Source organism: Corynebacterium sp. Marseille-P8863 (assembly GCF_946902955.1).
GTDB lineage: Bacteria > Actinomycetota > Actinomycetes > Mycobacteriales > Mycobacteriaceae > Corynebacterium > Corynebacterium gottingense.
Map to the genome: position 1 here is coordinate 23003 of NZ_CAMPQC010000006.1, position 26547 is coordinate 49549.

Consider the following 26547-nt stretch of genomic DNA (forward strand, 5'->3'; position numbering starts at 1 on the left):
AACAACACATCAAGGAGAAACACCATGTCCCGTCACACCAAGCGCATCGCCGCCCTGGGCGCAGCACTGCTCACCACCGTCTCGCTGACCGCCTGCGCGGGCGGCTCCACCACCGCCTCCAACGGCTCCAAGGACTCCGGCGACGCCAACACCATCACCTTCTGGTCCAACCACCCGGGTTCCTCCCGCGACCTGGAAGAGGAAATGATCAAGGAGTTTGAGCAGGAGAACCCGGACCTGCACGTCGAGCTGGTGACCGCGGGCTCCAACTACGAGGAGGTGGCGCAGCGCTTCAATGCATCGCTGGCCGGCGGCGACCAGCCGGACGTCCTCGTGGCCTCCGACGTCACCTGGTTCAACTTCGCGCTCAACGAGGCAACCACCCCGCTGGATGAGCTGTGGGAGATGAACGACATCGACGCCGACAGCTACGTCGACACCCTGCGCGAGGACTACAAGTACAACGACAAGCACTACGGCGTCCCGTACTCCCGCTCCACCAACCTGATGTACTGGAACACCGACGACCTCGAGGCTGCGGGCCTGCCGACTGACCGCGGCCCGGAGTCCTGGCAGGAGTTCGACGAGTGGGCCGCCGCCATCAAGGAGAAGCTGAACAAGCCGGCCGTGACCGTGCCGGACGGCTCCAACTACCTGGACTGGTACTTCCAGGGCATGATCTGGGCATTCGGCGGTTCCTATTCCAACGAGTGGGAGCCGAACTTCACCTCCCCTGAGTCCATCGAGGCGGGCAAGTTCCTGCAGGATCAGGTGAAGGAGGGCCACATCGAGATCGCGACCGACCCGACCGTCGCGTTCGGCTCGGGCAAGGCGTCCGGCCTGCTGGAGTCCACCGGCTCCCTCGGCGGCCTGAAGGAGACCGCGACCATCCCGTTCATCACTACCTACCTGCCCGGCCCTGGCCCGTCCGCCGCAACCGGCGGTGCCGGCCTGGCCGTGCCGAACGGCATCTCTGATGAGCGCAAGGCCAACGCGGTGAAGTTCATCGACTTCATGACCAACACCAAGAACACCATCAAGTTCTCTCAGAAGACTGGCTACATGCCGGTGCGTAAGGACGCCCTGGAGGATCCGGAGGAGAAGAAGTTCCTGGAGGAGAACCCGAACGCGGAGACCGCGATCAAGCAGCTGAACGAGAACACCAAGCCGCAGGATTACGCCCGCGTGTTCGTCTCGGGCGGCGGCCAGCGCATCGGCGGCGCGCTCGACCGCATCACCGTCGGCGGCCAGGACGTGGAGCAGACCTTCGCCGACCTGCAGAAGGAGACCCAGGGCGTCATCGACCGCGACATCACACCGAAGCTCTAAGCCCGCACCCTGCACATTTCGCACCACCTGAAAGGACATCATGGCCACTGTTGAATTCCGCCAGGCCTCCAGGATCTACGATCCGCAGAAGCCGCCGGCGGTCAGCCGCCTCAACCTGGAGATCGCCGACGGCGAGTTCCTGGTGCTTGTCGGCCCGTCGGGCTGCGGCAAGTCCACCACGCTGCGCATGCTCGCCGGGTTGGAGCCGGTTGACGAGGGGCAGATTCTTATCGACGGCACCGACGTCACCGAGACCCGCTCCCGCGACCGAGACGTGGCCATGGTCTTCCAGTCCTACGCGCTGTACCCCAACATGACGGCGCGCCAAAACATGGCGTTCGCCCTGCAGAACGCCAAGGTGGACAAGGCGACCATTGAGGAGCGCGTGAACTTCGCGGCGAAGATGCTCGAGCTCGAGGACCTCATCGACCGCAAGCCTTCCGCCATGTCCGGCGGCCAGCGCCAGCGCGTGGCCATGGGCCGCGCGATCGTGCGCCAGCCGAAGGTCTTCCTCATGGACGAGCCCCTGTCCAACCTGGACGCGAAGCTGCGCGTGTCCACTCGCGCCCAGATCCTGCAGCTGCAGCGGGAGCTGAACACCACCACGGTCTACGTCACGCACGACCAGACCGAGGCGATGACCATGGGTGACCGCGTCTGCGTGCTGAAGAAGGGCATCATCCAGCAGGTCGACGCCCCGAACACGCTGTACGAGAACCCGGGCAACACCTTCGTCGCCACCTTCATCGGCTCCCCGGCGATGACGCTGATTGAGAACGTGCCGGTGGTTGGCAACCGCGTCGCGGGCGGCAAGGACCACGCGCTGGACTACCACATGCCGGCGGAGCAGATGGCCAAGGTGCAGTCCGACCGCGTGATCGTGGGCATCCGCCCCGAGAACTGGGAGATCCTCGGCGTGAACCAGCCGGGCGAGCAGTACGGCCTGCCGGTGCGCGTGGACATCGTGGAGCACCTCGGCTCCGAGCTGTACGTCTACGGCAGCCGCGAGGAGAAAGCCGACGACGTGATCGCCGTGCGGGGCGACCGCATCACGGTGAAGGTGCCGCGCGGCATCAACGTGGATCAGGGCGACACGATCTACCTGCGCCCGATGGAGGGCGGCTGCGTCTTCTTCGCCCCGGACACCGAGATCAACTACGACTACCTGTAGAGCCGGTAGAAGTTTGCGGCGTCGCCCCAAAACACGTCCTCGGCGTGGTCGGGGCTGATGTGATTACCGCAGGGACGCGAAGAGCTCCTCCGCCGCGGCCTCGTCCCAGAGCAACACGTTGCCCACGTCGGTGTCCTGGAAACCACCGAGCGGGATCGTCTCTGCGTTGATGCCGCCGCGCATCGCCAGCGGGATGCGGGCCAGGTTCCAAATGTGGTCGCCCTCGCCGACCGAGAACATCGTCGGCACCGTCCACAGCAGCGGGACCAGGCGGAAGGGGTTGAGGAACACGGCGGGCGAGGTCACCTTGTCCAGCATCGCGCCGAGGAAGTCGCGCTGCCGCATGACGCGGTCCAGGTCGCCCTGTGCGGTGGCGCGGGTGCGCACGTAGCCCAGGCTGGTCGCGCCGTCCATCTTCTGGCAACCGGGCTGGACGGAGATGTTGGCCAGGGGGTCGTCGATCGGCTCCTGCACGCAGATCTCCACGCCGCCGACCGCGTCGACCACGTTGGCCAGCCCGCCCATGCCGATCTCGGCGTAGCGGTCGATGTGCAGGCCTGTGCTCTCCTCAACGGTCTGCGCCAGCAGCGGGGCGCCGCCGTACGCGAACGCGGCGTTGATCTTGTCGTAGCCGTAGCCCGGCACGGCCACGTAGGAATCGCGCGGGATGGACACCAGCGTCGGCTTCCCGTGCAGCGGGAGGTGTAGCAGCATGATCGTGTCGGTGCGGGTTGTGCCCAGGTCGCCGCCCGTGCCGAGGCGCTCCACGTCCTTCTCGCTCAGGCCCTGGCGGGAGTCGGAGCCGACGAGCAGCCAGTTCGTGCCCGAAGTGTTCGCAATCTGCTCGGGCGGGAGCGCCTGGATGCGGGTGAGGCGGGCGTCGGTAAACAGCGTGCCCACCACCACGAGCACGATCAGCGCGAGGAAGAGGACGCCGCAGCCTGGGGCCTTCGCTTTTCGACGCCGCTTCGTTCCCCTTCGACGCCCCCGCGACACCTGCGACGGCACCGGCTCGGGCGCCGGGCGCGAGTACTGCGGGGTGCGACGGGGCTGGTACTCCTGGCGGGGTGCTTGCTGTCGGGGGCGCTCCACGCGGGTGAATTCGGGGACGCGTCGCGGCTCGTATTCCTGGCGCGGCGCCGGCTGCCGGGGAGGCTCCTGGCGCGCGCTGCGCTTGCGGATTGGCCGACCGTACCGGTCTACCAGGGGCTTTCCATCCTTGCCCAGCACGAACTCCCCCAGGTGATCGCGTGGGTCGTTGGAGTGGGGCGTCGAAGACATGCACTTAGTGTAACGGTTGTGGCGCGTGGGACCTACTGCTTCGTAGCGTCCCGCGCTGGGAGTTCGCCGGGAAATCCGCCAGTAGATGCCCTGGACGGGGCGGTCGGAAGCTACCGAAGAAGAGTTGTGCAACAATTGCTGCACGATTATCATGCAGGTATCACTGCACGAAAGAAGGAGGTTTCATGTCCCCTCGCACATACCACCATCCAGAAACCGATGAGATCACACTGGCTAGAGTGTTGGCAGCCCTGAGCGATCCCACGCGTCTGGAGATGATTCGTCGCCTAGCGGACGGGGGTGAGCACGATAGTCTCGAGCTCGCAGACGATCTTCCTCGGTCGACCCTGACTTATCACACCCGCATGCTGCGCGATGCGGGTGTGACATGGACGCGGAGTGAAGGTCGTGCGTGTCTCATTCGGCTGAGAAGTGAGGATCTAGATCAGTTGTTCCCGGGCGTGCTTGCGGCTGTGATCGCCAACGCCGGCACGAAGGCGGGACGAGCTTGATGGGGCGGCTTTGGCCCTTCGTGGTGGGCAGTGTTGCTCTCGGGCTAGACGCCTACGTTGTTGCCGGTCTTCTTCCTGCTATTGCCTCGTCCATGAATGCACGCGAATCCACCGTGGGCCTGGGGGTGGCGGCCTTCACCGGCGCATATGCAGTAGCAGGACCCCTGCTGGCTGGGCGTGCGGGTCGGAGATCACGACGGAGCCTGATCCTTTCCCTTCTGGTTTTTACAGTGGCGAACTTAGCCACAGCGCTCTCGTCGACCGTCGTGGTGTTCTTGGTTACCCGAATAGTGGCTGGCGCGGCAGCGGGGGTGTACTCGCCCTTATCGTCCGCGGTTGCCGCCGAACTCGTGGGAGAAGAACGCCGGGGACGCGCGTTAGCCCTGGTCCTTGCGGGTTTGGCAGTTGGTACCGTGTTCGGTGTCCCGATAGGCTTGGAGCTGGCACATCGCTGGGGGTGGCGAGCCGCCATTTTGTTGATCGTGGCTATCGGCGGCGCATCCCTAGTGGGAGTCGCTGTGCGCGGAGGAGAACTGCCAGCAATACCTGCGTCGGGTGCGGGCGACCGGCTGCGATCGATCGCGCGCCCCAAGAACTTGCTCACGGTGACAGTGACATTGCTGACTGGCGTAGCTTCTCTGGGGCTCTATACATATATGACCGTGATTCTGTCCGTGGGAAGTCTCGCCACACACCAGACTCTTGCGATTTGGGTTTGGGGCGTTGGAGGCGCGGTGGGTGCGCTAGGTATAGGCAGACTCATGGATCGGCGCAACCCGCTGCGTCTCAGTGTGACCATTCTCGTGGGGCTCATCTGCGCGTTGCTCGGCATGACGCAGGGGCAGACCGTCTGGCTTCTGGTTGCGAGCCTATTTGTTTGGGGAATGTGTGGGTGGGCCTCACTTGCGCCCCAGCAGCACATCCTTCTCCAGGCAAACCCGGCTGACGGCGCCACTGCCGTGGCCGCGAATGCCTCTGCTAACTACTTGGGATCGGCACTGGGCGCGACTGCTGGCTCACTGCTCGTAGCGGCACAGGCGGCGCCTACCGTTCTCTGTAGCTCTGCAGCTGCCGTGGCCGGGATGGCACTGCTTTGCCAGCTTTTTAGGCAGCGCATGAATTCCAAGGAGTAGACACGTGCTCGCCAGCGCCCAGGCCGTGCATCCTGGCGGATTGCGAGGACGTGTGACTGTGGCAAAACCAGCGGAGCCGACTAGCACAGTGAGTATATCTAGATACCCAGCCAGGAGAGGTCTACAAGCGGGTACGCCACGAACGCCACGGCGTCGATGAGGAAGTGCGCGAGCACCAGCGGCCACACGGCGCCGATCTCGGGTGTGCGCCACTCTGCGGCCGCAGAGTGGCTCCGCCTGCTCCGCCACAGGAAGTAGCCCGCGAAGACCACGCCCATCACAATATTGCCCGCGCCCGCCGAAACGCCCTGGTAGAGGTGGTAGGAGCCGCGCAGCAGCGCAGACGCCGCGACCGCCTGCCAGGGTGCCCACCCCAGGGCCCGCAGCCGGGTCACCAGGTAGGCCACCACCACGACCTCCTCGCCAAAGCCGTTGGCCAGCGCCCACAGCAGCGAGGCGGGGATCTGCACCGCCTCCGTGGCGGGCACCACCACCTTGGACAGGCCGAGGTGCACCGCGCCGACGTAAAACGCCAGGCCCGGCAGCCCGATGAGTGCGGCCAACCCCGCCGCGTGCGCCCAGTCGCGCCACCTCGGCCAGCACCATCGAGAGCCAAGGAGGTACCAGGCCAGCCCGCCCCACGCGAACAGCGTGCCCGCGGAGGCGACCTGCATGGCCAGGTCCAACCAGCCGATGGCCGAGGCCTGCTGCACCAGCGTGGTGGACTGCTCGTTCAAGGGGGCGGTGAGGTAGGCGTCGATAAGCTTGAGCCCGGAGCGAAGCCCGCTCATGCCGAAGGTGACTGCGAGCACGAGAATAATTTCGGTGATGAGGCGGCGGCGCATGCGATAACTTTAAGCCCATGACCCGTATCGCGTACCTGGGACCTGCCGGCACGTTTACTGAGCAGGCTGTGCACGCCTTCGCGCTGCCCGCACCGGAGCTCGTGGCCGTGGACTCGTCGGCGGAGGCGCTCGCCGCGGTGGCCGAGGGGCGGGCCGACCGCGCGGTGGTGGCCATCGAGAACTCGGTCGACGGAGCCGTGACCACCACCTCGGACGCGCTCCTGGCCACCCCGGGCGTGCAGATCTTCGCCGAAACCGAGCTGGAGATCGCGTTTGCCATCATGACTCGCAAGAGGCAATCGCTTGCGAGCGCCACCCGCTTCGCCACCCACCCCGTCGCCTACCAGCAGGTGAAACGGTGGATGGGCGAGCACGCGCCGGGCGCCACCTTCCAGGCCGCGACCTCGAACGCGGCCGCCGCGCAGCAGGTCGCCGAGGGAGCGGCCGACGTCGCCGCCGCCCCGGAGCGCGCCGCCGAGCTCTTCGGGCTTGAGGTTCACGCCCGCAACGTGGCGGACCTGGAGGCGGCGCGCACCCGCTTCGTCCTCGCGGGCCCGGTGGCGGCCCCGCCCGCGCGCACAGGCAACGACCGCACCTCCATCGTCTTCCAAACGCCCAACGAGCCCGGCAGCTTGGTGGGCATCCTGCAGGAGTTCGCCTACCGCGGCGTGGACCTCTCGCGCATCGAGTCCCGCCCGACCCGCGAGGAACCGAACACGTACAACTTCTTCGCCGACCTCGTCGGCCACATCGATGACGCGCCGGTGGCGGAGGCGCTGCGCGGGGTGTACCTGCGCTCCTCGCGGATCCGGTTCCTCGGGTCGTGGCCGCGCTGCGCCGGCGGGCCGCACCCGGTGCGCGACGCGCGCATCGCGGCGGCTGCGGAGTGGGTCGACGCGGCCCGCGCCGGGCGCGCCGACTAGCCCCAGCCGAGGGCGTGGAGCTCGTGCTCCTCCATGCCGAAGTAGTGGCCCACCTCGTGCTTGACGGTCACGTCCACCTCGTGGCGCAGCTCCTCCACGGAGTGGCACATCGCCTGGAGCGGCTGCTTGTAAATGAACACCGCGTCGGGCAGGTAGCCGGTGTGGTTGGCGTGCTGCTCCGGCAGCGGCACGCCCTCGAACAGGCCCAGGATCTCGGGCTGGTCCTCGTTGAACTCGCGCGCAAGGATGACCACGTTGGTTATCCGGCGGGCAAACTCATCGGGGATGGTGTCCAGGGCGTCGTCGATCATCGCCTCGAACTCCTCGTCGCTGACCTCGACCATTACTGCACAGTCTCCGGGGCGGCTTCTGGGGCGGCTTCTGGGGCAGGCGAGTCCGGGGCGGAGGAGGCCGCCGGCGTCTGGTTCTCGCGCAGCGGGCGGCGCTGGGGTCGCTCCGGCGGCGGGGTGCCGTCGATAAGCAATGCCTCCCGGCCTCCGGTTGCCGAGCCCGTGAGCTCGGAGAACCCGCCGTTGGGCGAGGAGAAGACGAGCGCGCAGTTTACGCTGTGCGAGCCGCCCTCCCACGAGGCGGGCTGCTGCGTGGTCCAAAACGGCTGCAGCGAGATCTGGTACAGGTTCTCCTCGCTGCCCAGGTAGGTGTGGGCGGCCTCGGTGCAGGCGTCGCCGAGGTACTTGTCCTGGTCCTCCACGGACGGCGTGCCGTCGGGGAAGACCGGTGCGAGGTCGACTTTGCTGGTGATCTCCATCTGGTGCGGCTGGCCGCAGTCGACCACGGTGGCGTTGTTCGCGCCGTCGATGGCCACGCACTCGCCGGGCGCGAAGGTGCGCGCCTGGTCCTCCTCGGCGACGCGGCCCGTGGTGAGCAGCTGCTCGCCGGCGCGGTTGGTCTCCTGCAGGCCGCACAGCATGGTGCGGTCGCCAGCCTCCCAGGCGGTGGCCGGCGGGAGGATCGGCGCGATGGAGTAGCGGCCGTTCGGGTCGTATTTGCCCTCCAGGTAGCGCAGGGTGGACGCGCCGCACAGCTCCTCGCGCAGCTGCGCCTGGCGCGTCGGGTTGGGCATGGGTGCGTCCTGCCCAAACTCGGAGGTGGGGTAGATGGCCAGGTCTTGGCGCGAGGCCACCTCGAAGCGGTGCTCGACGGCGCAGTCGGTCTGTTCAAAGCCGGTGACGCTGCCGTCCTCGGCCACGTTCCAAGTCAGGCAAGCGCCCTGGTCAGCGGTGGTAAACGGCGTTGGCGGCGCGCCGTGCTCGCTGGTCTGCGCCTGGGGTTGTCCCTGCTCGCCGTTCGCGCCCCCGCCTGGGGCGTTCGCGTCGGTGGTCATGGCGTAGGAACCCATGCCCACCGAGCCGGCGAGCGCGGCGATGAGGAACGCGCGGGTGGCGTTGGAAGTCGAAACCATGCCTTACATACTAGGCAACTGCTCGCCGCAGTCGGCGTCCTGGCCGACGCGGGTGGTCAGCCAGTAGCGGTCCGAGCGGTAGCACGAGGTGCAGTATTCCACCGGTCGCGCGCCGCTTCCGGCCCGCCGCACGATGCGCAGCAGTGCGGTCCCGGTTTGCACCTCCAGCGCCTTCGCGTTGGCGGCCGTGGCGCTCGCTGCGGTGACGGTCTGCTCCGCCTCGGTGATGGGCAGCCCGTAGCGGGTACGGAGTAGCGAGTAGACGGATTGCTCCACGTCGTGCTCGAGTAGATCCGGGACGAGCGCCGCGTTGTACCAGGCGTCGTCCACGGCGTAGGGCTGGCCGTCGCCAAGCCGCAGCCGGCGCAGCTGGATGTGCGGGGTCTCCGGCGCGGTGCCAAAGAACTCGGCCGCGTCGAGCGGGGGAGTGGCGAGGCCAGAGTGCAAGATTATCGACGCCGCGTCCACCCGCTGCTCACGCATCTCCTCCGAAAAGCTCGCCAGGTGCATGCGGCTTACCAGCGGCGACGGCGCCACGAACGTGCCCTTGCCGCGCACCCGCCGCAGCTTCCCGTCCGCGACGAGGTCCCCGATCGCGCGCCGTACCGTGATGCGCGAAACGCCGTACTCCTCCTCCAGCGCCCGCTCGCCGGGCAGCAGGTCCCCGGGAGCGAGTTCCTCGGCGCAGCGCCGCTCCAACAGCGCCCGCAGCTGGGCGTGTTTGGGGACCGGGCCGTTGGTGATCATACCTCCACCATACCGCGCTGGTTATGACCAGCTGGGGTGAAATGGGATGTGGTGTGCGTCGCTAAGCTCGGTGCGCAACGCCACGCCCCATTCCCGGCTGCGGTGGGGCGGCGACAAGGTAGAGTGAGTGCTTGTGATTGATCTGAAATTCCTGCGCGAAAATCCGGACGTTGTACGCCAATCCCAGACCGCCCGCGGTGAGGACCCGGCGCTGGTTGACCAGCTGATTGCCGCCGACGAGCAGCGCCGCGCCGCGATCCAGGCGGCGGACGAGCTGCGCGGTGAGCAGAAGGCGTTTGGCAAGAAGATTGGGCAGGCGGCGCCGGAGGACCGCCCCGCACTGCTGGAGGGTTCGAACGAGCTCAAGGCGCGCGTGAAGGCCGCCGAGGCCGAGCAGGAGGAGGCAGAGGCCAAGGTCAAGGCGCTGCAGTTCAAGATCCCGAACCCCATCCAGGGCGCGCCCGCCGGCGGTGAGGAAGACTTCGTCGTGCTCGAGCACGTTGGTGAGGTCCCGGAGTTCGACTTTGAGGTCAAGGACCACCTGGACCTGGGCGAGGCACTCGGCGCGATTGATATGAAGCGCGGCACCAAGATCGGCGGCGCCCGCTTCTACTACCTGGTCGGCGACGGCGCCTGGATGCAGCTGGGCATGCTCATGCACGCCGCGAAGAAGGCGCGCGAGGCTGGCTTCAAGGTCGTCGTCCCGCCGGTGCTGGTGCGCCCCGAGATCATGGCGGGTACCGGCTTCCTGGATGAGCACGACGAGGAGATCTACTACCTCGAGCGCGACGACCTCTACCTGGTGGGCACCTCCGAGGTGGCGCTGGCCGGCCTGCACCAGGACGAGATCATCGATCTCTCCGACGGCCCGCTGCTCTACGCTGGCTGGTCCTCATGCTTCCGCCGCGAGGCCGGCTCCTACGGCAAGGACACGAAGGGCATCCTGCGCGTCCACCAGTTCGACAAGCTCGAAATGTTTGTCTACTGCAAGCCGGAAGAGGCAGAGGACATGCACCAGAAGCTGCTCGGGCTGGAGCGCGAGATGCTCGCCGACGTGGAGGTGCCTTACCGCGTCATCGACGTCGCCGCGGGCGACCTCGGTTCCTCCGCGGCCCGCAAGTTTGACACCGAGGCGTGGGTGCCGTCGCAGCACACCTACCGTGAGCTGACCTCCACCTCCAACTGCACAACCTTCCAGGCCCGCCGCTTGAACATCCGCTACCGCGACGAGAACGGCAAGACCCAGATCGCCGCGACGCTGAATGGCACCCTGGCCACGACCCGCTGGCTGGTGGCTATCTTGGAGAACAACCAGCAGGCCGACGGCTCCGTCCGCGTGCCCGCCGCGCTGCAGCCGTGGGTGGGCAAGGAAGTGCTCGAGGCCTAATGGGCACCGCACCGCAGTGGAAGACGCTGCGCGGGTTCACCGTCCCGGCGGACTACCGGGCCCCGGCGAAGCACCCGGTGGAGTCGAAGGAGCGGCTCTACCCGTTCACCGTGCGCATGTTCAATCGCCTGATGCGCCTGCAGCGCATGCGCGTGCGCGTGGTGGGGGCGGAGCACGTCCCGGAGCGCGGTGGCGCGATCATCGCTGCCAACCACACCGGCTACTACGACTTCATGCTCACCGGCACCGGCCCGCTCCTGCAGGGCGGGCGCCTGCTGCGATACATGGCGAAGCAGGGCGTGTTTGACATCCCCGTGCTGGGGACGCTGCTGCGCACCATGAAGCACGTGCCGGTGGACCGGGACAACGGGGGCTCGGCTGTCGACGCCGCCGTGCGCGGCCTCCGCGACGGCGACCTGGTCGGCATCTTCCCGGAGGGCACGATCTCGCGCTCCTTTGAGCTCGCGGACTTCAAGACGGGCGCGGCACGCATCGCCGCGCAGGCGGACGCGCCGCTGATCCCGTGCGTGATCTGGGGCTCGCACCGCATCTGGACCAAAGATTTGCCCAAAAAGTTCCGCGGCGTCGGCGTGATCGTGCGTTATGGCGCACCGGTCGAGGTCACCGGCGACGCCGAGGCCGACACGGCGCGGCTCAAGCAGGCGATGCAGCGCATGCTCGAGCAGTCCCGCGCTGAGTACGACGCGGAGTTCGGCCCGTTCGCGCCCGGCGACAAGTGGGTGCCCGCCTCCCTCGGCGGCGGCGCGCCCACGCTGGAGCAGGCGGCGGAGATGTACGAGCGCGAACGCGCGGAACGCAAGGCGAAAAAGGCCGCGAAGCAAGCCAAGAAAGGCACCTAAACCCATGCACGCCCCCAAGCTCATCATCAGCGACATCGACGGCACCTTCATCACCCCCACCGGCCGGGTGACACCGAGGTTGCGCGACACGGTGGTCCGCGCGGTGCGCTCGGGGGCCAAGTTCGCCCTGGCCACGGGGCGCCCTCACCGCTGGCTCATGCCGGTGCTGGATCAGCTGCCCATCGCGCCGACCTGCGTGTGCGCGAACGGTGCCGTGGTCTACGACCCGGTGAATGACACCGTGGTGCGCTCCTTCGAGCTCGCGCCGGAGACGATGCAGCGCGTCGTCGACGCCGTCGGCAAGGCGCTCGCCCCGCACGGCCTGCAGCACGGCTTTGGGGTGGAGCGCGTCGGCCAAAGCGCGCTCGACCCGGAGGAGGACTGCTTCCTCATCACCCCCGAGTACAACCGGGACGCCTGGGACAGCAGCTTCGGCATCGGCACCGCCGCGGAAATCGTGGCCGAGCCCGCCGCCAAGCTGCTCGTGCGCTGCCCGCAGCTGCGCTCCGCGGAACTGTTCGACCTGGTCGCGCCCACCATCGAGCCGGAGGACGCGCACCTGACCTATTCCATGGACGAGGGCCTCATCGAGCTGTCCCACCCGGGCGTGAACAAGGCGACCGGCGCGTCCGTGCTCGCCGCCAGCTACGGCATCGACGCCTCCCAGGTCATCGCGTTCGGCGACATGCCCAACGACCTCGAGCTGCTCGCCTGGGCCGGGATGGGCGTGGCGATGGGCAACGCCGCGCCCGCGCTTCTCGACGCCGCCGACTACACCACCGCCACCAACTCCGAAGATGGGGTGGCGCAGGTGCTGGAACACTGGTTCTAGCCCACACCATACAATTGTCGGCATGCCTCTCATCGCCGCCATTGACCAGGGCACGACCTCGACCCGCGCGGTCATCACCGATACCGAAGGACGCGTCGTCGCCCAGGCGCAGTTCGAGCACACCCAGCACATGCCATGCGAAGGCTGGGTCGAGCACGACCCCATGGAGATCTGGCGCAACACCCGCCGCGCGCTGAGCGAGGCGATGGCGGAGGCCGACATCGCCGAGGACGACATCGGCGCGCTCGGCCTGACCAACCAGCGCGAAACCGCCGTCATCTGGGACAAGGCGACGGGCGCGCCGATCTACAACGCGATCGTGTGGCAGGACACCCGCACCAACCCGGAAAACGACGCCGACCCGGGCCGCTACCTCGAGCGGACCGGCCTGCTGCACAACTCCTACCCGGCCGGACCGAAGTGGGCCTGGATCCTGGACAACGTCGATGGCGCGCGCGAGCGCGCCGAGCGCGGCGAGCTGCTCGCCGGAACCATTGACACCTGGCTGATCTGGAACCTCACCGGCGGCGCGCGGGAACCGGAGCGCGCGCTGCACGTCACCGACGTCACGAACGCCTCGCGCACCCTGCTCATGGACCTGCGCACGCTTGCGTGGGACGAGGACCTGTGCGCGGAGATCGGGGTTCCGCGGCGGTTGCTGCCGGAGATACGGGCGTCGATAGGCACTTTCGGCACCGTGCGCCGCCGCGGCCCGCTCGCAGGGGTGCCCATCGCGGGCGTGCTGGGCGACCAGCAGGCCGCGCTGTTCGGGCAGCACTGCCTGCGCGAGAACGAGGCGAAGATGACCTACGGGACTGGGCTGTTCATGCTGCTCAACACGGGTGCGCAGCCGCGAATCAGCAGCGACGGCCTGCTTACCACCGTGGCGTACCAGATCGACGGCGAGCCGCCGGTGTACGCGCAGGAGGGGTCCGTGGCCGTCGGCGGCTCCCTGATCCAGTGGCTGCGCGACCAGCTGGGCATCCTGCGTACCGCGGAGGAGTCGGAGCGGCTCGCGGCGCAGGTGGACAACAGCGGCGGGGTGGTGATCGTACCGGCGTTCTCCGGGCTGTTCGCGCCGCGGTGGCGCCCCGACGCGCGCGGCGTGATCACGGGCCTGACCAGGTTTGTGGATCGCCGCCACATCGCCCGCGCCGCGCTCGAGGCCACCTGTCTGCAGGCGCTCGAGGTGGTGCGCGCGATGGGTGGCGAGCCAACGGAGCTGCGCGTCGACGGTGGCATGACCACCAATGACCTGCTCATGCAGATGCAGGCCGACATCCTCGGCCTTCGCGTCGAGCGTCCCGCAAACACGGAAACCACGGTGATGGGCGCGGCGTCGGCTGCGGGCATTGGGGCCAAGCTTATCTGCGCCCCCTTGTCCCTCGGCCCCACCACCGCCTGGGAAAACACGTGGGCCGGCCCCGAACGGGACCGGCTGGTGGCGCGGTGGGAGGACGCGGTGCGCCGCTCCTACGACCAGGCCTAGCTGCGGGCCTGACGGCCTAGTTGGTCGTGATGTTTACCGCGTTGGTGGCGGGGTTGTAGCTGATGGAGCCGCCTTGGAAGGTGACCTGGACGGTGCCGTCGCCAAGCGTGCGCTCCTGCGAGATCGGCATGCCGAGCGGGCCGGCGTCCATGCCCTGCTGGAGCCAGGCGTCCGCCACCTTGCCAGCCAGCGTGTAGATCTGGCCCTGGCGGTCCTTGACACCGATGCCCTTCTGGAAGAAGGCGTACTCGCGGCCGCCCACCTGCGGGCCGCCCACGCCGGCGGTGATCGCGCCGAGGGTCGGCTCGAACTGGTACCACACGTCAGCGAGGTCCTGCTTGCCCACCGCCTGCAGCGCGGGGCCGATGTACGGGGTGAGCTGCTGCACGGTCAGGCCGGGGATGATCTCCATCCCGGCGACGGACTTGGTGGCACCCGGCAACAGGCCGCGGGAGTTGGCGTACAGGATGACCAGGCCAGCGAGCGTGCCGGCAGCGGCGGCGATGGCGACGGCGTCGCCGGAGGCCAGGCCTTCGAGGGAGACGTTGCTCTTCGCCTTCTGCGCATCGCCGTTCGGGCGGACCACGGTCGTGGTGGTGCCGTCAGGGTTGGTGACGGTCTCCGTGTCGGCGTCGCTGGAGCCGAGGGCGGAGGAGAGGTCGCCGACGGTGGTGTCGGTGGCCTCGACGTCGGGGTTGGCGTTGTCGGGCAGGCCGTTATCAATCCCGCCGTTGTTGCCCGGCTTGGACGGGTTGAGGATGGAGTCGAGGCCCGTGGAGCCCTTGAGGCTGTCGTACTTGCGGTTGGCAATCCGGCGGATGTCGCCCATCCGGTTGTACAGGTTCTGGCCCGGGCAGGCGTTGTAGTGGAAGTCGCGGTGGGCGTTGATGTTGGGGAACATCGCGCCCTGGCCCGCGGGGTAGCGGGATCCCGGGAAGGAAAAGTCGGCGTAGTGGTAGTCGGAGCCCATCGGGTCGAAGCCGGCGACGGCGGCCTTCCAGCCGATGATCTCGCCCATCGCGTTGATGGCGGCCTCGGTGGGGGAGGCGGTCTCGTAGTTGCCCAGCATGGACACGCCCCAGGTGTTCTGGTTGAAGCCACCCACGTGCGCGCCCTCGACGGCGCGGTCCAGGCCGCCGGCGCGGCCCTCGTAGATGTTGCCGTACTTATCCACCAGCGCGTTGTAGCCGATGTCGCCCCAGCCCAGGTTGCGGGCGTGGTACTGCCAGATGCCGCGGACAATGCCCGGTGCCTCGGCCTCGGAGTAGCTGTTGGAGCCCGCGGTGTGGTGCACCGTCGCCGCCGTCACCGGCTCGGTGTAGGTGGGGTTGGAGGAGGCACCCGCGCCCCACTGGGAGCGGGTGATCACCTTGGGCATGCCGCGGGTGTAGGAGTCGGCCGCCGGGGCGATGGGGTTCGCGTTGCCGCTGCCGCCGTCCAGGAACACGGCTTGCAGGTCCTTCGCGGTGGTGGGGGCGGCGGAGTCCGTGCGGCCCTCATCCAGCAGGTCGACGTTGCCGGTGGAGACCTGGATGCGCTTGGTGGATTCGACGAAGATCGGTTCGGTGCCGTTGGTCTCGCCCTGCGCGTTGTCGGCGTGGTCCATCTCGAACCATTCGGTCCAGGAGCCGTCGGCCTTTTGCGAGCGTACGTAGGCGACGATGTCGCGGTCGCCCTTCCAGGTCAGGCCGAAGAGGTTGAACTCGCGGTCGCGGCTGAACTCCTTGACCACGCGGCGTGCCTGCGAGTCGCCGCCCTGGGTCTTCACGGCGGCGTCGTCCACCGTGGTGTTGTTGCCCGTGTCAAAGGGGGCGGTGTCGGAGTAGATTTCGGCGTCCGCGCTGCCGACCGACTGGACGTTGAGGATGTGGTTGCCGCCGAAGGCGCCCGCGGCGACGACGGCCACGGTGAGGATTGCGGCCACGGTGGTGGTCAGCAGCGGCGAGGTCCGGGTGGGCGCCGGATTAAGGCGTTTGCGTTGTTGCACGGTAGGACTCCTGGAAACTCCTGTGGCGGATGTGAAAACAGTTATCTGTTGAGCAGTGTAGAGGAATCTAAAGTCTAAAGTAAGTCTTGAGACTTCCGGCGTGTCGTCGTGTCGGGCAGGGCTACGTCGATAAGCAAATATGCAAAGATTGAGGCCATGACTTATGACCTCATCGTTGTTGGATCCGGATTCTTTGGGCTGACCGTGGCGGAGCAGGCCGCGAGCGAGCTGGGCAAGCGCGTGCTGATCGTGGAAAAGCGCGACCACCTCGGCGGCAACGCCTACTCCGAAAAGGACCCGGACACCGGCATTGAGGTGCACAAATACGGCGCGCACCTCTTCCACACCTCCAACAAGCGCGTGTGGGAGTACGTGAACCGCTTTACGGATTTCACCGACTACCAGCACCGCGTGTTTGCCATGCACGACGGCACCGCGTATCAGTTCCCCATGGGCCTGGGCCTGATCAACCAGTTCTTTGGCAAGTACTACTCGCCGGATGAGGCGCGCAAGCTCATCGAGGAGCAGCGCGAGGGCCTCGACCCGGCCGCCGCGACCAACCTGGAAGAGCGCGGCATCGCGCTGATTGGCAAGCCGCTCTACGAGGCCTTTGTCAAGCACTACACCGCCAAGCAGTGGCAGACCGACCCCACCGACCTGCCGCCGGAGATCATCTCCCGCCTCCCGGTCCGCTACACCTTTAACAACCGCTACTTCAACGACACCTACGAGGGCCTGCCGGTCGACGGCTACGCCGCCTGGTTGGAGAAGATGGCGGAGCATGAGCTTATCGACGTCCACCTGTCCACCGACTACTTCGACGTCCGCGAAAAGCTTCGCGCCGAATCCCCCGACGCCCCCGTGGTCTACACCGGGCCCGTGGACCAGTACTTCGACTACGCCGAGGGCCACCTGGGCTGGCGCACCCTGGACTTCGAGCGCGAGGTGCTGGAGACCGGCGACTTCCAGGGCACCCCGGTGATGAACTACAACGACGCGGACGTGCCGTACACCCGCATCCATGAGTTCCGCCACTTCCACCCGGAGCGGCAGGAGGCATACCCTGCCGACAAGACGGTGATTGTGAAGGAGTTCTCCCGCTTCGCCGAGGACGGCGACGAGGTGTACTACCCGATCAACACGCCCGAGGACCGCGAGAAGCTGAAGAAGTACCGCGAGCTCGCCGCACAAGAATCCCGCGAGAACAAGGTGCTTTTCGGCGGCCGCCTGGGCACCTACCAGTACCTGGACATGCACATGGCCATCGGCGCGGCGCTGTCCCTGTTTGATAACCACCTGCGCCCGCACTTCGAAGACGGCGAGGCACTGAACCAGGCACGCGGGCACTAGGAAGCAAACGTGCGACGGGATCTGGTGACTGCGGGGATTGAGAAGCTGGTCAACGCAATAGCAAGTGGCCATTTCCCTGAGGGGCAGGCCTTGCCTGGTGAGCAAGGGCTTGCTGATTTTCTGGAAGTCTCTCGGCCGACTATGCGGGAAGTGGTCCGTGCGTTAGCGGACCGAGGGGTCCTAGAGGTGGTCCATGGGCGGGGGACCTTCGTATTGCCACGCGCTCAGTGGCGCGATGTGGATACTCTGGTTGAAGTGTGGGGCCAGGTCTTGCCTCAGTCTGAGGTGGATGAGCGGCTTACTGAAGTGCGTCGAATGATTGAGGTTGGCTCATGTGGCCATGCCGCCAACAATCGAACGACGGAAGATATCACTCAGCTCGAGGCTTGCCTCGAGCGGTTTTCGGAGGCGGCCGCGGCCGGAGATCTTGAAGGTGCGAACAGGGCGGATGTGGACTTTCATAATCAAATTCTCCGTGCCACCAAGAATCCATTTCTCATGGCCGTGATGCGACCGCTCGAGGGAGCGTTGGCGGAATCTCGGCGCAGGACTACAGCGGATCCTGAAGTGCGCTCCCGCGCGGACTGGCATCACCGGAAGATACTGCAAGCGATTTCGGCGGGGGATTCTGAGGGGGCAAAAAATGCCATGCGCGCGCACATGAATCAGACTTGGGAAGACTTGCGAGGTTCCGACTGACCTTACAATCAGGGGTAATTTACTGGTGGCGCAGATCACAATTTAGGGCGCTGTGCGATCTATGTATTACGCTGCGAGTAACTCCTCAGAGGTCTGAGGATCTGGTTAGAAGAAAGCGAGCCACTATGGTTTCCCTGCACACACTGCTTGAGGGCTACCCCGACGCAGTCCGCATTTCCGCGTCTGACATCCCCGCTACCGAGATCACGCTAGTGGTGCTGGATGATGATCCGACGGGTACTCAATCAGTTGCTGACCTCCCGGTGCTGACCCGCTGGAAAGAGGACGACATGGTGTGGGCGCTCCAGCAGGACGTCTCGGCGATCTATGTCATGACTAACTCCCGTTCGCTTGACCCGGTTGATGCTCGAGCAATCAACCTTGATGTCGCGCACGCCGCGATCGCCGCAGCGAAGAAATTGGATAAGAAGGTTGCGTTCGTGTCCAGGTCTGACTCCACGCTGCGCGGCCACTATCCGCTTGAACCGGACACGCTTGCAGAAGTTGCCGAGGCGAATGGCCAGAGTATCGACGGCTACATCATTGTTCCCGCTTTCGGCGATGCCGGCCGTATCACTGTCGGTGGGGTGCACTACGCCGGTAATGACTCGGATGGCTACCAAAAGGTGGAAGACACCGAATTCGCCCAGGACGCCACGTTTGGGTACAAGCACTCCCGCATCGCTGACTGGGTGGAAGAGAAAACTGATGGCGCAGTGAAGGCCGCCGACGTGATTGAGATCCCTCTAGACGTGGTGCGGGGGGAGCCGGGAGGCGTCGAAAAGCGACTGCTCGAAGCACGCGACCGCGTCCCGATCGCGGTGGACATTGTCACGGAAGATGATCTGCGTCTGCTGTCACTCGGTCTGATTGCGGCTGAACGTGCAGGTAAGAACTTCATTTACCGTGTCGGTCCGCCGTTTGTGCGTGCGCGGATTGGCCAAGATGTACCGGAGCCGGTGCACCCGGAGCGTGTGGCTGAACTGCGACAAAACACTGACAACGTCGACGGTGGTCTGATCGTGATTGGCTCGCATGTGCCCACCACTACACGTCAGCTTGCACGGTTGAAGAAGACTGACGATGCGCCCGTGGTGGAGATGGATGTCGCGCGCGTGATCGAGGAGGGCAGCGAGGACTATATCGCGGAGCTCTCCGCCGAGATTGAGCAGCTACTCACCCATGGCAACGTAATTTTCCATACCTCCCGTGAGCTAGTACGCGGCGCAACCCCGGATGAGTCGCTTGCAATTGCCCGCAAGGTCTCCGATTCCCTGGTCACGGTGGTCAACCGCGTAGTCAATCGCGTCACACCCGCATTCGTGATTGCGAAGGGCGGCATCACGTCTTCCGATGTCGCGTCGAAGGGGCTGGAGATGACTCGCGCGATGGTCATCGGTCCGATGCAGCCAGGAATCATCTCCATGTGGCAGCTGCTTGACGGCCCTGCCGCTGGCGTACCGTACATCGTCTTCGCCGGAAACGTGGGTTCCGATGACTCGCTCGCCGAGGTCGTCGCCGCCCTTTCTACGGAGCACAACTAAACCACTGCAAACACTTAACTTTAAGGAGCTCAACATGTCACAGCACATCATCACCGTCGTAGGCCTCGGCGCCATGGGCCTGCCGATTGCCACGAATCTGCGTAACCACGACCTCTCAGTGCGCGGCGTGGATATCGACGAAGCGCGCTTGGCGCTCGGCCACGAGGCTGGCCTGGAGGTATTCAACACCGCGCTCAATGCCGTCGAGGGTGCTGATGTGGTGTTGCTTGCCGTGCGCAATCACGCGCAGCTTACCGAGGTGCTCTTCGGGGAAGCCGGCGTTGCCGACCGCATGAAGGACGGTGCCGCGATCCTACTGATCTCCACCGTCGGTGTCGCAGCTGTTGAAGAAACCGCAGCGCTGCTCGCAGAAATGGGAATTGCACTTATCGACGCCCCCGTTTCCGGCGGCCCGGTCCGCGCCGGCGAAGGTGATCTGTTGGTCACCGTCGGTGCTGAGCCTGCAGTCGTCGACCGCTACCGCGATGTTCTTGAGGCCATGGCCGGCAATCTTGTGATTGTCGGTGGCAATCCTGGCAAAGGGCAAGCACTGAAGACCGTAAATCAGCTGCTCTGTGGCGTGCACATTGCTGCTGCCGGTGAGGCCCTCGCCTTGGCAGGCGAGCTTGGTCTGGATCAGAAGGCTACGCTGGATGCCCTGATGAGCGGTGCTGCGGCTTCCTTCATGCTGGGCGATCGCGGTGAGCGCATGCTGGACGCTTACACCGAAGAAGGTGCGGAGGTCAAGAGCCGCATCGATATCTTCGTCAAGGACATGGGCATCGTGACTGCCGCCGCAAAGTCCGCAGGCATCGCAGTGCCTGTTGCCGCCTCTGCCGAGCAGCAGTACCTGCAGGCCTTCGCTCGCGGCATGGCTGCGCAGGACGATTCCTCCATCATCACGATTGCCTCCCCGAGCGGCCCGAAGGGTGACAACGCATGATCACTGGAATTGGTCTCATTTGGCTTGGGCTCGCGGCCGTTGCCGTTCTGCTTGCCCTGGTGATTTGGGTGCGCATGCCTGCCTTCGTGGCCTTGCTCCTGGTTTCCCTTGCCACAGCACTGCTCTCCGGCATCCCGCTGACCGAGTCTGTCGGCGTGATCACTGGCGGTGTGGGCAAAACTCTCGGCTCCGTCGCAGTGGTTGTCGGCCTTGGCGCCATGTTGGGCAAGATTATTGAAGAATCCGGTGGTGCGACAGCCCTCGCCCAGTACTTCACCGGCAAACTCGGCCGTAAACGCATTGTCGCTGCCGTGGTCATCGCCGCCTTCATCCTTGGCATCCCGGTATTCTTCGACGTCGGCTTCATTATTCTCGCGCCGATTATTTTCGGTTTCGCGGCAGTAGCCAACATCAACCCAATCAAGATCGGGCTGCCCGTTGCCGCAGCACTTCTCACCGTCCATGTTGTGGTGCCACCTCACCCGGGCCCCGTTGCAGTAGCTGAGCTGCTCGAGGGCGATGCTGGTCTCCTTCTCACTATCGGCCTGCCAATCGCCGCAGTTACTGTGGCGTTGGGCTACCTGGTTACCCGCCGCATCGACGTCAGCGCCATTGGGCGCTCTACATCCCCGGTCGAAGACGCAGGCGTTACTGAGGTGGAAAATCCACCGTCGCCATGGACGATCATTGGTCTGATTCTCCTGCCGATCATTCTCATCATGCTGGGCACTACCAGTGCAATGGTGCTTGAGGAGGGGTCCGTCGCCCGCGATGTCGCCGCTTTCATCGGTGCCTCCCCGGTGGCCCTCCTCACCGTTGTGCTTGTGTCCTGGTTCGTGCTTGGTAGTCAGCGTGGCTGGAACCGTCAGGAATCTTCGGAAGTCTTGGACTCCGCCCTGCCGGCTGTAGCTGTAATCATCTTCGTTACTGGCGCTGGTGGCGCGTTCGCTAACGTGCTCGTCGAATCCGGCATCGGCCAGGTCCTTTCGGACCTCCTCGCCGGCAGCGGCCTCCCGCTCATCCTTACCGCGTACTTGCTCACCGCTGCACTCCGCGCCGCGCAGGGCTCCGCAACGGTGGCGCTTCTCACCACCGCAGGTCTCGTGGCTCAGCCCATCGCGGACGCTGGTCTGAGCAGCGTCCAAGCTGCCCTCATTATGGTTGCTATAGGCTTCGGTGGCCTGGGCCTCAGCCACATCAACGACTCCGGTTTCTGGATCGTGACTAAGTACCTTGGCCTCAGCGTCAAACAGGGTCTCCGATACTGGACCATTGTGTCTACCGTATTTGGGCTCATCGGTTTCCTGCTTACTTGGGCCGTATACGCGGTAGTGTAGAGGCGATTCGGAACAACGGGCGCTGCTAGGTATCTGGCTTGAGTATCTCCGGTACTCGCGCGATAGCGCCCGCCAGGGCCAAATACATTATTCCTTGGCCCTGGGGTTACGGAATCCTGAGGTCCTATACACTCTGTCGGTTGCAGTACTATTAGCCCGGTAAGGGTGAGTCCAGACCATTGACTGCAGTTCTCGATGCTTCGCTGCCAAGTCCTCTTGCCTCCGAGCTTCTTGATCTAGCCGACGAATGGCTAACTGAAAATCATTCATCGAGGAATTTCGGCGCATCCGTGTTTTGGGGGAGCTAACTTTCTGCGCAACAGCCGATTTCTTGTTCTTACGGCCCCTTTTGTTTCTGCTGCGGTTTTTTCTTGTGATGGATTCAAGAATTTCGGCGCCCCTCACGCCGGATTCGAGCCTGCGCCAGATGCGTGAGTATTTCTTTTCGACTTCATTCAATTTGTCGAGCGTTTCCGGTTTCTGTGTTGCCGGGACTGCACCCTCTCGGATCTGTTTGAGGGTGTCCAGCAGTGCACCTCGTTCTTTTTCATAAAGAAGTCGAACATCAGCTGCTTCGCGGTCGACCAACAGTTGAGCGCGGTCAAATGGAGTGAGCTCGGGAGTTTTCTCAGCGTTTGTTTGGGCTTGCCGGTTTTCTTCGCTTCAGCTTCGGACTCCGACCCGTCATACTTCTGTCGGGATCTAAAACTGCTGGAAGTATCGCCGTTGACTGAAGACTCACGCCCCTTCTGGGGCTTAAACTTCATTGCTTCCTTGCGGATCTTCTCGTATCGGTGCCCTTCGCAAATGCTCGTGAGTTCCTCGAGGAATCGCCTCCGTGGCACATCGAATGAAACTGTTCTAGACGTTGACTCCAGCGCCTCTTTGGCAGTAGCTTCTAACTGCCTGTCGAACAATCGCAACGCCACGCGTATAGCTTCGATCTGTCGGACGAGAACGAGATTCTCACGGGTAGTATTCGGGCCGGGCGCGGCATTAATGATTCTTTCGTTCATTGACATATCGCGTGGTCCTTCTTGCTAAAGAAGTTGCTTCGGTAAGCGCCAGATTCTGTTGCCCAAAGGGGTGACGAGGACACCCGGTCTAATCTTCATTATGAAATCTTCGTCGGCCTCGGTGCGGGGGAAGTATTTTGCGCCAGGTGTACTTGTTAAACCAATAATCGGAGGATAGGTCGGATCGTAATCCACAACTACGTTATATGTCTTGAGGCGCCGTATTAGGCTGTTCGCGCGTTCTAGGGATTCTTCGCTTAAATTATCCGGAGCGACCGCAGCATGGCCCACCAGGCGAAAAGATACGATGGTTGAGTTTCTCGCTAGCTCTGGATCGACCTCCCAAGGCATGTTTTCCCTCACAGTAGTGATAGGCGAAATATGACCGCCTTGCTTGGCGAGCTTATTCACGTACTGGCGAGTGACGCCGTAGCTCTGGGCGATGTCTGTCTGTCGCTGGCCAGATTTCATGAGATAGATGACAAGCGATGGCGTAAGCCCACTCATGTTTTCCCTTTCATGGGTAGTTCTTTAAAAAAGTTGAAACTTATTAGTCGTATTACGCCGCCTCCGACCAGCGTGGAGCGAATCGCTCCATCTGTTCCAGAACGAGCACTACTGCCTCGTTGCGTTGCTCTCGTGGGTATCCGTTCTTGCGCAGCAAGGTCTTGATGGAGCGCCGAAGTTTGGCGCGGACGTCGTCGCGCACGGTCCAGTCAGTCTTGGCGTCGCGGCGCAACGTTTTCACGAGGTCGCGGGCGATTTGGGCGATGACATCGTCGCTCAGCACTTCGTCGGCCGAGCCGTTGGAAGCAACAACGTCGTAAAACGCAAGTTCGTCATTGTTCAGCGGTGGGTGAAACTGTTCGCCACGTTGAGTTTCCGCCACGATCTCCTTTGACAGCTCGATCAGCTCAGCGATGATTTCGGCGGAGGTGAGCTGCTGGTTGGTATAGCGGTTCATCAGTTCGCGGATGCGTTCGGAAAACTGTTTCGCGCGTACTTCGTTGTTGCCGGTGGCTGCGCGAGACTCTTGGAGGAGGTCGCGACGAAGGGCGTCGATCAGTAGCGCGGTCCGCGAATCTCCGTGCTTTTCGAGTTGAAGTGCTTCGATGTTGAGGTCTTGAAGGTTTGGCAGGTCGCGATCAATTTCTTCATAGATGTCGATGACCTTTGAAGACGCGCTTGAGTCAACGACGAGTTGGCCGAGCAGCGTAAGGACTTCCTCGTTGAGTGGTTCGCCGTTGGCACGCCGGTCTGCAGCGTCCATTTTGATGAGTTGATTGCGTATGTCGGAGTAGAAACGCACGTCGCTACGGTATTCGTCGGCGTTGGGGCTGCCTGATGCCAGTGACCATGCTCGAGCGAGCTTGCCAGCTAATTCGTTGAATTGCTTCGCGAGTGGGTAGCGGCCGTTCTCGTCAGCAGTCTTTGGATCGCGGAGCTTTGCAAGTAGTTGGAGGCGTGCTTTGCGTTGCTCACCGGCTGCCTCGAGCGCCCGCCATTCTTCGCCTGCGAGAGCATCGAGCTTTTCGACGAACCCGCGTACGATCTTCAGTGCTTCCTCAATGCTTTGGCCGACTACTTTCTCGTCTGCTTCGGTCGTACTCTTTGTGAACTCGGCGATTGCTGCCTGGAGATTGTCGATGAGTGGCGCGTAGGCAACGAGGAGACCGCTTTCTTTTTGGCGGAACTTCCGATTGACCCGGGCGAGTGTTTGCATCAGCAGCGCGCTTTTCAGCGAGCGGTCCAGATACAGCGTGTGTAGCGGAGGTGCATCGAACCCGGTCAGCATCATGCCCTGGACGATGGCAATTTCGAGCTCGTCATCGGGGTCTCTCATGCGGTCCTTGATAGCGTCCATTCGGCTCTGGTTACGGATGTGTTTCTGCAGGTGAGCAGGGTCGGATGCTGAACCGGAATAGATGACTTTGATCTTGCCATCGAGGTCGTTGTCGCTGTGCCATTCTGGGCGGAGTGCGATGATTCTTTCGTACAGGTTGGCCGCGATATCCCGGGTCTGTACCACGATCATTGCTTTGCCAGGCGCGCCAATGAACTGCCGCATGTTTTCGCGGCGGTCTTCCCAATGACGTATGAAGTCCTCGGCAAGCGTGGTGAGGCGCTGCTCCGATCCGTAAATAGTGTTCAGCACGGCGACTGAGCGCTGTGCCTTCTCCCGATCTTCTTCGTCAATGTCGGCGAGGATATCGGTGGCTGCTTCGTCGATATCTTCATCCGTAATCCCCTGAATCCGTTCGAGGGGGATGAGGCGGGGCTCGAAATAGACTGGAACCACGGCACCATCGGTGACGGCCCGATTCATGTCGTAGACGTCGATTTCACCACCGAATACGTTACGGGTGTTTCGGTCCCACTCATCGATTGGGGTGCCGGTGAACGCGATCATGGTGGCGTTCGGCAGTGCGGTACGGAGGTGATGTGCGTAGCCATCCGCGTTGGTGTCGCCGAATCCATAGTGGGATCGGTGAGCCTCGTCCGAGATAACCACGATGTTGTGTCGCTCAGAAAGTACTGGGTGTTCCAGCTCGCGGTCGTCGTTTTTTCCTTGCAAACCGAACTTTTGCAAAGTGGCGAAGTAAATGCCACCAGATTGGCGTTGACTGAGCTGTTCACGCAAGTCTTCACGGCTAGTGATGTGGACTGGTGACTCAGGCAGAAGCGTTGAGACGGAGAATGTGTCGAAAAGCTGTTTATCTAGCTCGTTGCGGTCGTTTAATACGACGACAGTGGGGGAGTCCATCCGTGCGTCGCGCATGATCTTCGCGGTGTACATTTCCATTTCCATAGACTTGCCAGACCCGGTTGTGTGCCACACAACGCCGGCCTTTTTGTCGCTCCGGGCTGCTTGGATAGTCCTGCCGGCAGCTTTCGTCACTGCGAAATACTGGTGGGGTTTTGCCACGCGCATGCGGAGCTCGCCGCCGATTTCGTCAAATGCGGTGAAGTCCACAAAGATCTGGCCGAAGCGTTCGACATTGAACAGGCCCCACATGAGCATGTCGAACTCGGTCATTCCTTCCCCGTCCACGACGACGAGTGGCCCCTGTTCGAAGGGATTGCCGTCGTCGTCGACGCGCCAGCTGCTCATGTGTTCGCGTGGGGTGAATGGCGTTCCATAAAGCGCGCCGATGCCGTCGGATGCGACAACTACGTTTGCGAAGCGGAAAGCAAGCGGGAACTCTTCGACGTAGGTTCGCAACTGGTTGTAGGCGTCTTCGACGGTCGCGGTGGATCCTGATTGTTTCAGCTCAATGATGGCCAGCGGCATCCCGTTGACGTAGAGCGCGACGTCGAAGCGACGCTCTTTGTCCAGGTTACGGATGGTGATTTGGTTGGCCGCAATGTAGTCATTCTTGGATGGATTGCGGGAGAAGAACGTGATGGTTGGGTTCTGACGCTTTCCGTTTGCATCGACATATTCAATCCCGCGGTATCCCTCTACGAGAATTTCATGTAGGCGGTGGTTTTCGGCGATCGCGCTTTGCGACTGGGGTGTGATCACTTCTGCCATCGCTTGTCTCAAGTACTCGTCTGGTACTTCGGGGTTTAGATTGCGTAGTGCGTTGAGGAGGCGACCGCGAAGCACGATGTCGCGCCAGTTCTCACGCTCGCCACTGCCGGGAGCGAGCGTTTTGCCTTCCTTAGGCTTCCAATCTAGCTCACCGAGCAGGTCAAGTGCATCGACTTCGAACATCGCTTCGCTGTACATCATGGT

The 26547-nt window shown here is 63.9% G+C and carries 23 protein-coding genes; 14 read left to right on the forward strand and 9 right to left on the reverse strand.

Annotated elements, in window-relative coordinates:
* Positions 1 to 24 precede the first annotated feature (24 nt).
* Together OVO38_RS05870 and OVO38_RS05875 are read left to right on the forward strand one after the other, a co-directional pair.
* A complete protein-coding gene (locus tag OVO38_RS05870) occupies positions 25 to 1329 on the forward strand; it encodes an ABC transporter substrate-binding protein (RefSeq protein ID WP_267207983.1) in 1305 nt (434 codons plus the stop codon).
* Positions 1330 to 1369: 40 nt separating this feature from the next.
* Entirely contained in the window at positions 1370 to 2500 is a 1131-nt protein-coding gene (locus OVO38_RS05875; RefSeq protein ID WP_095535980.1) for an ABC transporter ATP-binding protein, read from the forward strand.
* Positions 2501 to 2563: 63 nt separating this feature from the next.
* Here the strand turns inward: OVO38_RS05875 and OVO38_RS05880 are convergent, their stop codons facing one another.
* On the reverse strand, positions 2564 to 3781 hold the full coding sequence (locus tag OVO38_RS05880; protein ID WP_267207984.1) for an LCP family protein: 1218 nt from the start codon (positions 3779 to 3781) through the stop codon (positions 2564 to 2566).
* A 185-nt stretch (positions 3782 to 3966) separates the two neighbouring features.
* On the opposite strand from OVO38_RS05880, the gene OVO38_RS05885 reads away from it, so the two are divergent.
* Positions 3967 to 4293: an ArsR/SmtB family transcription factor gene (locus OVO38_RS05885; protein ID WP_095278884.1), complete on the forward strand. Its 327-nt coding sequence runs from the start codon at positions 3967 to 3969 to the stop codon at positions 4291 to 4293.
* Positions 4293 to 5426: an MFS transporter gene (locus OVO38_RS05890; RefSeq protein ID WP_240511744.1), complete on the forward strand. Its 1134-nt coding sequence runs from the start codon at positions 4293 to 4295 to the stop codon at positions 5424 to 5426. Before OVO38_RS05885 ends, OVO38_RS05890 begins: the two co-directional genes overlap by 1 nt.
* A gap of 98 nt (positions 5427 to 5524) precedes the next feature.
* Here OVO38_RS05890 and OVO38_RS05895 read toward each other — a convergent pair whose 3' ends face one another.
* The gene (locus OVO38_RS05895) at positions 5525 to 6271 is read right to left on the reverse strand and encodes a CPBP family intramembrane glutamic endopeptidase (protein ID WP_267207985.1); all 747 of its coding nucleotides are present in this window, start codon (positions 6269 to 6271) and stop codon (positions 5525 to 5527) included.
* Between the two features lie 17 nt (positions 6272 to 6288).
* Between OVO38_RS05895 and pheA the strand changes: the two genes are divergently transcribed.
* Positions 6289 to 7194, forward strand: coding sequence for a prephenate dehydratase (gene pheA / locus OVO38_RS05900; protein WP_267207986.1), 906 nt, complete (start codon positions 6289 to 6291; stop codon positions 7192 to 7194).
* On the opposite strand, the gene OVO38_RS05905 is transcribed toward pheA, so the two are convergent.
* From OVO38_RS05905 to OVO38_RS05915, 3 genes are read right to left on the reverse strand one after another with little or no spacing between them, the layout of a single operon-like run.
* Positions 7191 to 7538, reverse strand: a complete 348-nt coding sequence (locus OVO38_RS05905; RefSeq protein WP_267207987.1) for a metallopeptidase family protein — start codon at positions 7536 to 7538, stop codon at positions 7191 to 7193. The genes pheA and OVO38_RS05905 overlap by 4 nt on opposite strands.
* On the reverse strand, positions 7538 to 8617 hold the full coding sequence (locus OVO38_RS05910) for a septum formation family protein (RefSeq protein ID WP_144718450.1): 1080 nt from the start codon (positions 8615 to 8617) through the stop codon (positions 7538 to 7540). Before OVO38_RS05910 ends, OVO38_RS05905 begins: the two co-directional genes overlap by 1 nt.
* A gap of 3 nt (positions 8618 to 8620) precedes the next feature.
* Positions 8621 to 9364, reverse strand: a complete 744-nt coding sequence (locus tag OVO38_RS05915; RefSeq protein ID WP_095535985.1) for a GntR family transcriptional regulator — start codon at positions 9362 to 9364, stop codon at positions 8621 to 8623.
* 133 nt (positions 9365 to 9497) lie between these two features.
* Between OVO38_RS05915 and serS the strand changes: the two genes are divergently transcribed.
* From serS to glpK, 4 genes are read left to right on the forward strand one after another with little or no spacing between them, the layout of a single operon-like run.
* Positions 9498 to 10751 (forward strand): serine--tRNA ligase, encoded by a 1254-nt coding sequence (serS, locus tag OVO38_RS05920; protein ID WP_095536086.1) that lies wholly within the window; start codon positions 9498 to 9500, stop codon positions 10749 to 10751.
* Positions 10751 to 11611 (forward strand): lysophospholipid acyltransferase family protein, encoded by an 861-nt coding sequence (locus tag OVO38_RS05925; RefSeq protein WP_095278891.1) that lies wholly within the window; start codon positions 10751 to 10753, stop codon positions 11609 to 11611. The genes serS and OVO38_RS05925 overlap by 1 nt, the downstream gene beginning before the upstream one ends.
* A gap of 4 nt (positions 11612 to 11615) precedes the next feature.
* The gene (locus OVO38_RS05930) at positions 11616 to 12443 is read left to right on the forward strand and encodes an HAD family hydrolase (protein WP_267207988.1); all 828 of its coding nucleotides are present in this window, start codon (positions 11616 to 11618) and stop codon (positions 12441 to 12443) included.
* 22 nt (positions 12444 to 12465) lie between these two features.
* Positions 12466 to 13932 carry a glycerol kinase GlpK gene (gene glpK / locus OVO38_RS05935; protein ID WP_267207989.1) on the forward strand — a complete coding sequence of 489 codons (1467 nt, stop codon included), beginning with the start codon at positions 12466 to 12468 and terminating at the stop codon, positions 13930 to 13932.
* A gap of 16 nt (positions 13933 to 13948) precedes the next feature.
* On the opposite strand, the gene OVO38_RS05940 is transcribed toward glpK, so the two are convergent.
* Positions 13949 to 15919: an N-acetylmuramoyl-L-alanine amidase gene (locus OVO38_RS05940; RefSeq protein WP_267207990.1), complete on the reverse strand. Its 1971-nt coding sequence runs from the start codon at positions 15917 to 15919 to the stop codon at positions 13949 to 13951.
* 156 nt (positions 15920 to 16075) lie between these two features.
* Here OVO38_RS05940 and glf point away from each other — a divergent pair, with 156 nt between their 5' ends.
* The 5 genes from glf to OVO38_RS05965 all read left to right on the forward strand — a co-directional run bounded on the left by glf (position 16076) and on the right by OVO38_RS05965 (position 21792).
* Positions 16076 to 17269 carry a UDP-galactopyranose mutase gene (glf, locus tag OVO38_RS05945; RefSeq protein ID WP_095537449.1) on the forward strand — a complete coding sequence of 398 codons (1194 nt, stop codon included), beginning with the start codon at positions 16076 to 16078 and terminating at the stop codon, positions 17267 to 17269.
* A gap of 9 nt (positions 17270 to 17278) precedes the next feature.
* Positions 17279 to 17968, forward strand: coding sequence for a FadR/GntR family transcriptional regulator (locus OVO38_RS05950; protein WP_095279051.1), 690 nt, complete (start codon positions 17279 to 17281; stop codon positions 17966 to 17968).
* A 125-nt stretch (positions 17969 to 18093) separates the two neighbouring features.
* A complete protein-coding gene (locus tag OVO38_RS05955) occupies positions 18094 to 19512 on the forward strand; it encodes a four-carbon acid sugar kinase family protein (protein WP_095279050.1) in 1419 nt (472 codons plus the stop codon).
* Between the two features lie 34 nt (positions 19513 to 19546).
* Positions 19547 to 20455, forward strand: coding sequence for an NAD(P)-dependent oxidoreductase (locus OVO38_RS05960; RefSeq protein ID WP_095279049.1), 909 nt, complete (start codon positions 19547 to 19549; stop codon positions 20453 to 20455).
* On the forward strand, positions 20455 to 21792 hold the full coding sequence (locus OVO38_RS05965) for a GntP family transporter (RefSeq protein ID WP_095279052.1): 1338 nt from the start codon (positions 20455 to 20457) through the stop codon (positions 21790 to 21792). Before OVO38_RS05960 ends, OVO38_RS05965 begins: the two co-directional genes overlap by 1 nt.
* Positions 21793 to 22247: 455 nt before the next feature.
* Here the strand turns inward: OVO38_RS05965 and OVO38_RS05970 are convergent, their stop codons facing one another.
* Genes OVO38_RS05970 through OVO38_RS05980 form a run of 3 tightly spaced genes read right to left on the reverse strand, consistent with a single transcriptional unit; the run spans position 22248 to position 26544 of the window.
* A complete protein-coding gene (locus OVO38_RS05970; RefSeq protein ID WP_095279048.1) occupies positions 22248 to 22814 on the reverse strand; it encodes a hypothetical protein in 567 nt (188 codons plus the stop codon).
* An 18-nt stretch (positions 22815 to 22832) separates the two neighbouring features.
* Positions 22833 to 23315, reverse strand: coding sequence for a hypothetical protein (locus OVO38_RS05975; protein WP_147453281.1), 483 nt, complete (start codon positions 23313 to 23315; stop codon positions 22833 to 22835).
* A 52-nt stretch (positions 23316 to 23367) separates the two neighbouring features.
* Positions 23368 to 26544 (reverse strand): type I restriction endonuclease subunit R, encoded by a 3177-nt coding sequence (locus OVO38_RS05980; protein WP_416358576.1) that lies wholly within the window; start codon positions 26542 to 26544, stop codon positions 23368 to 23370.
* Between the last annotated feature and the right edge of the window lie 3 nt (positions 26545 to 26547).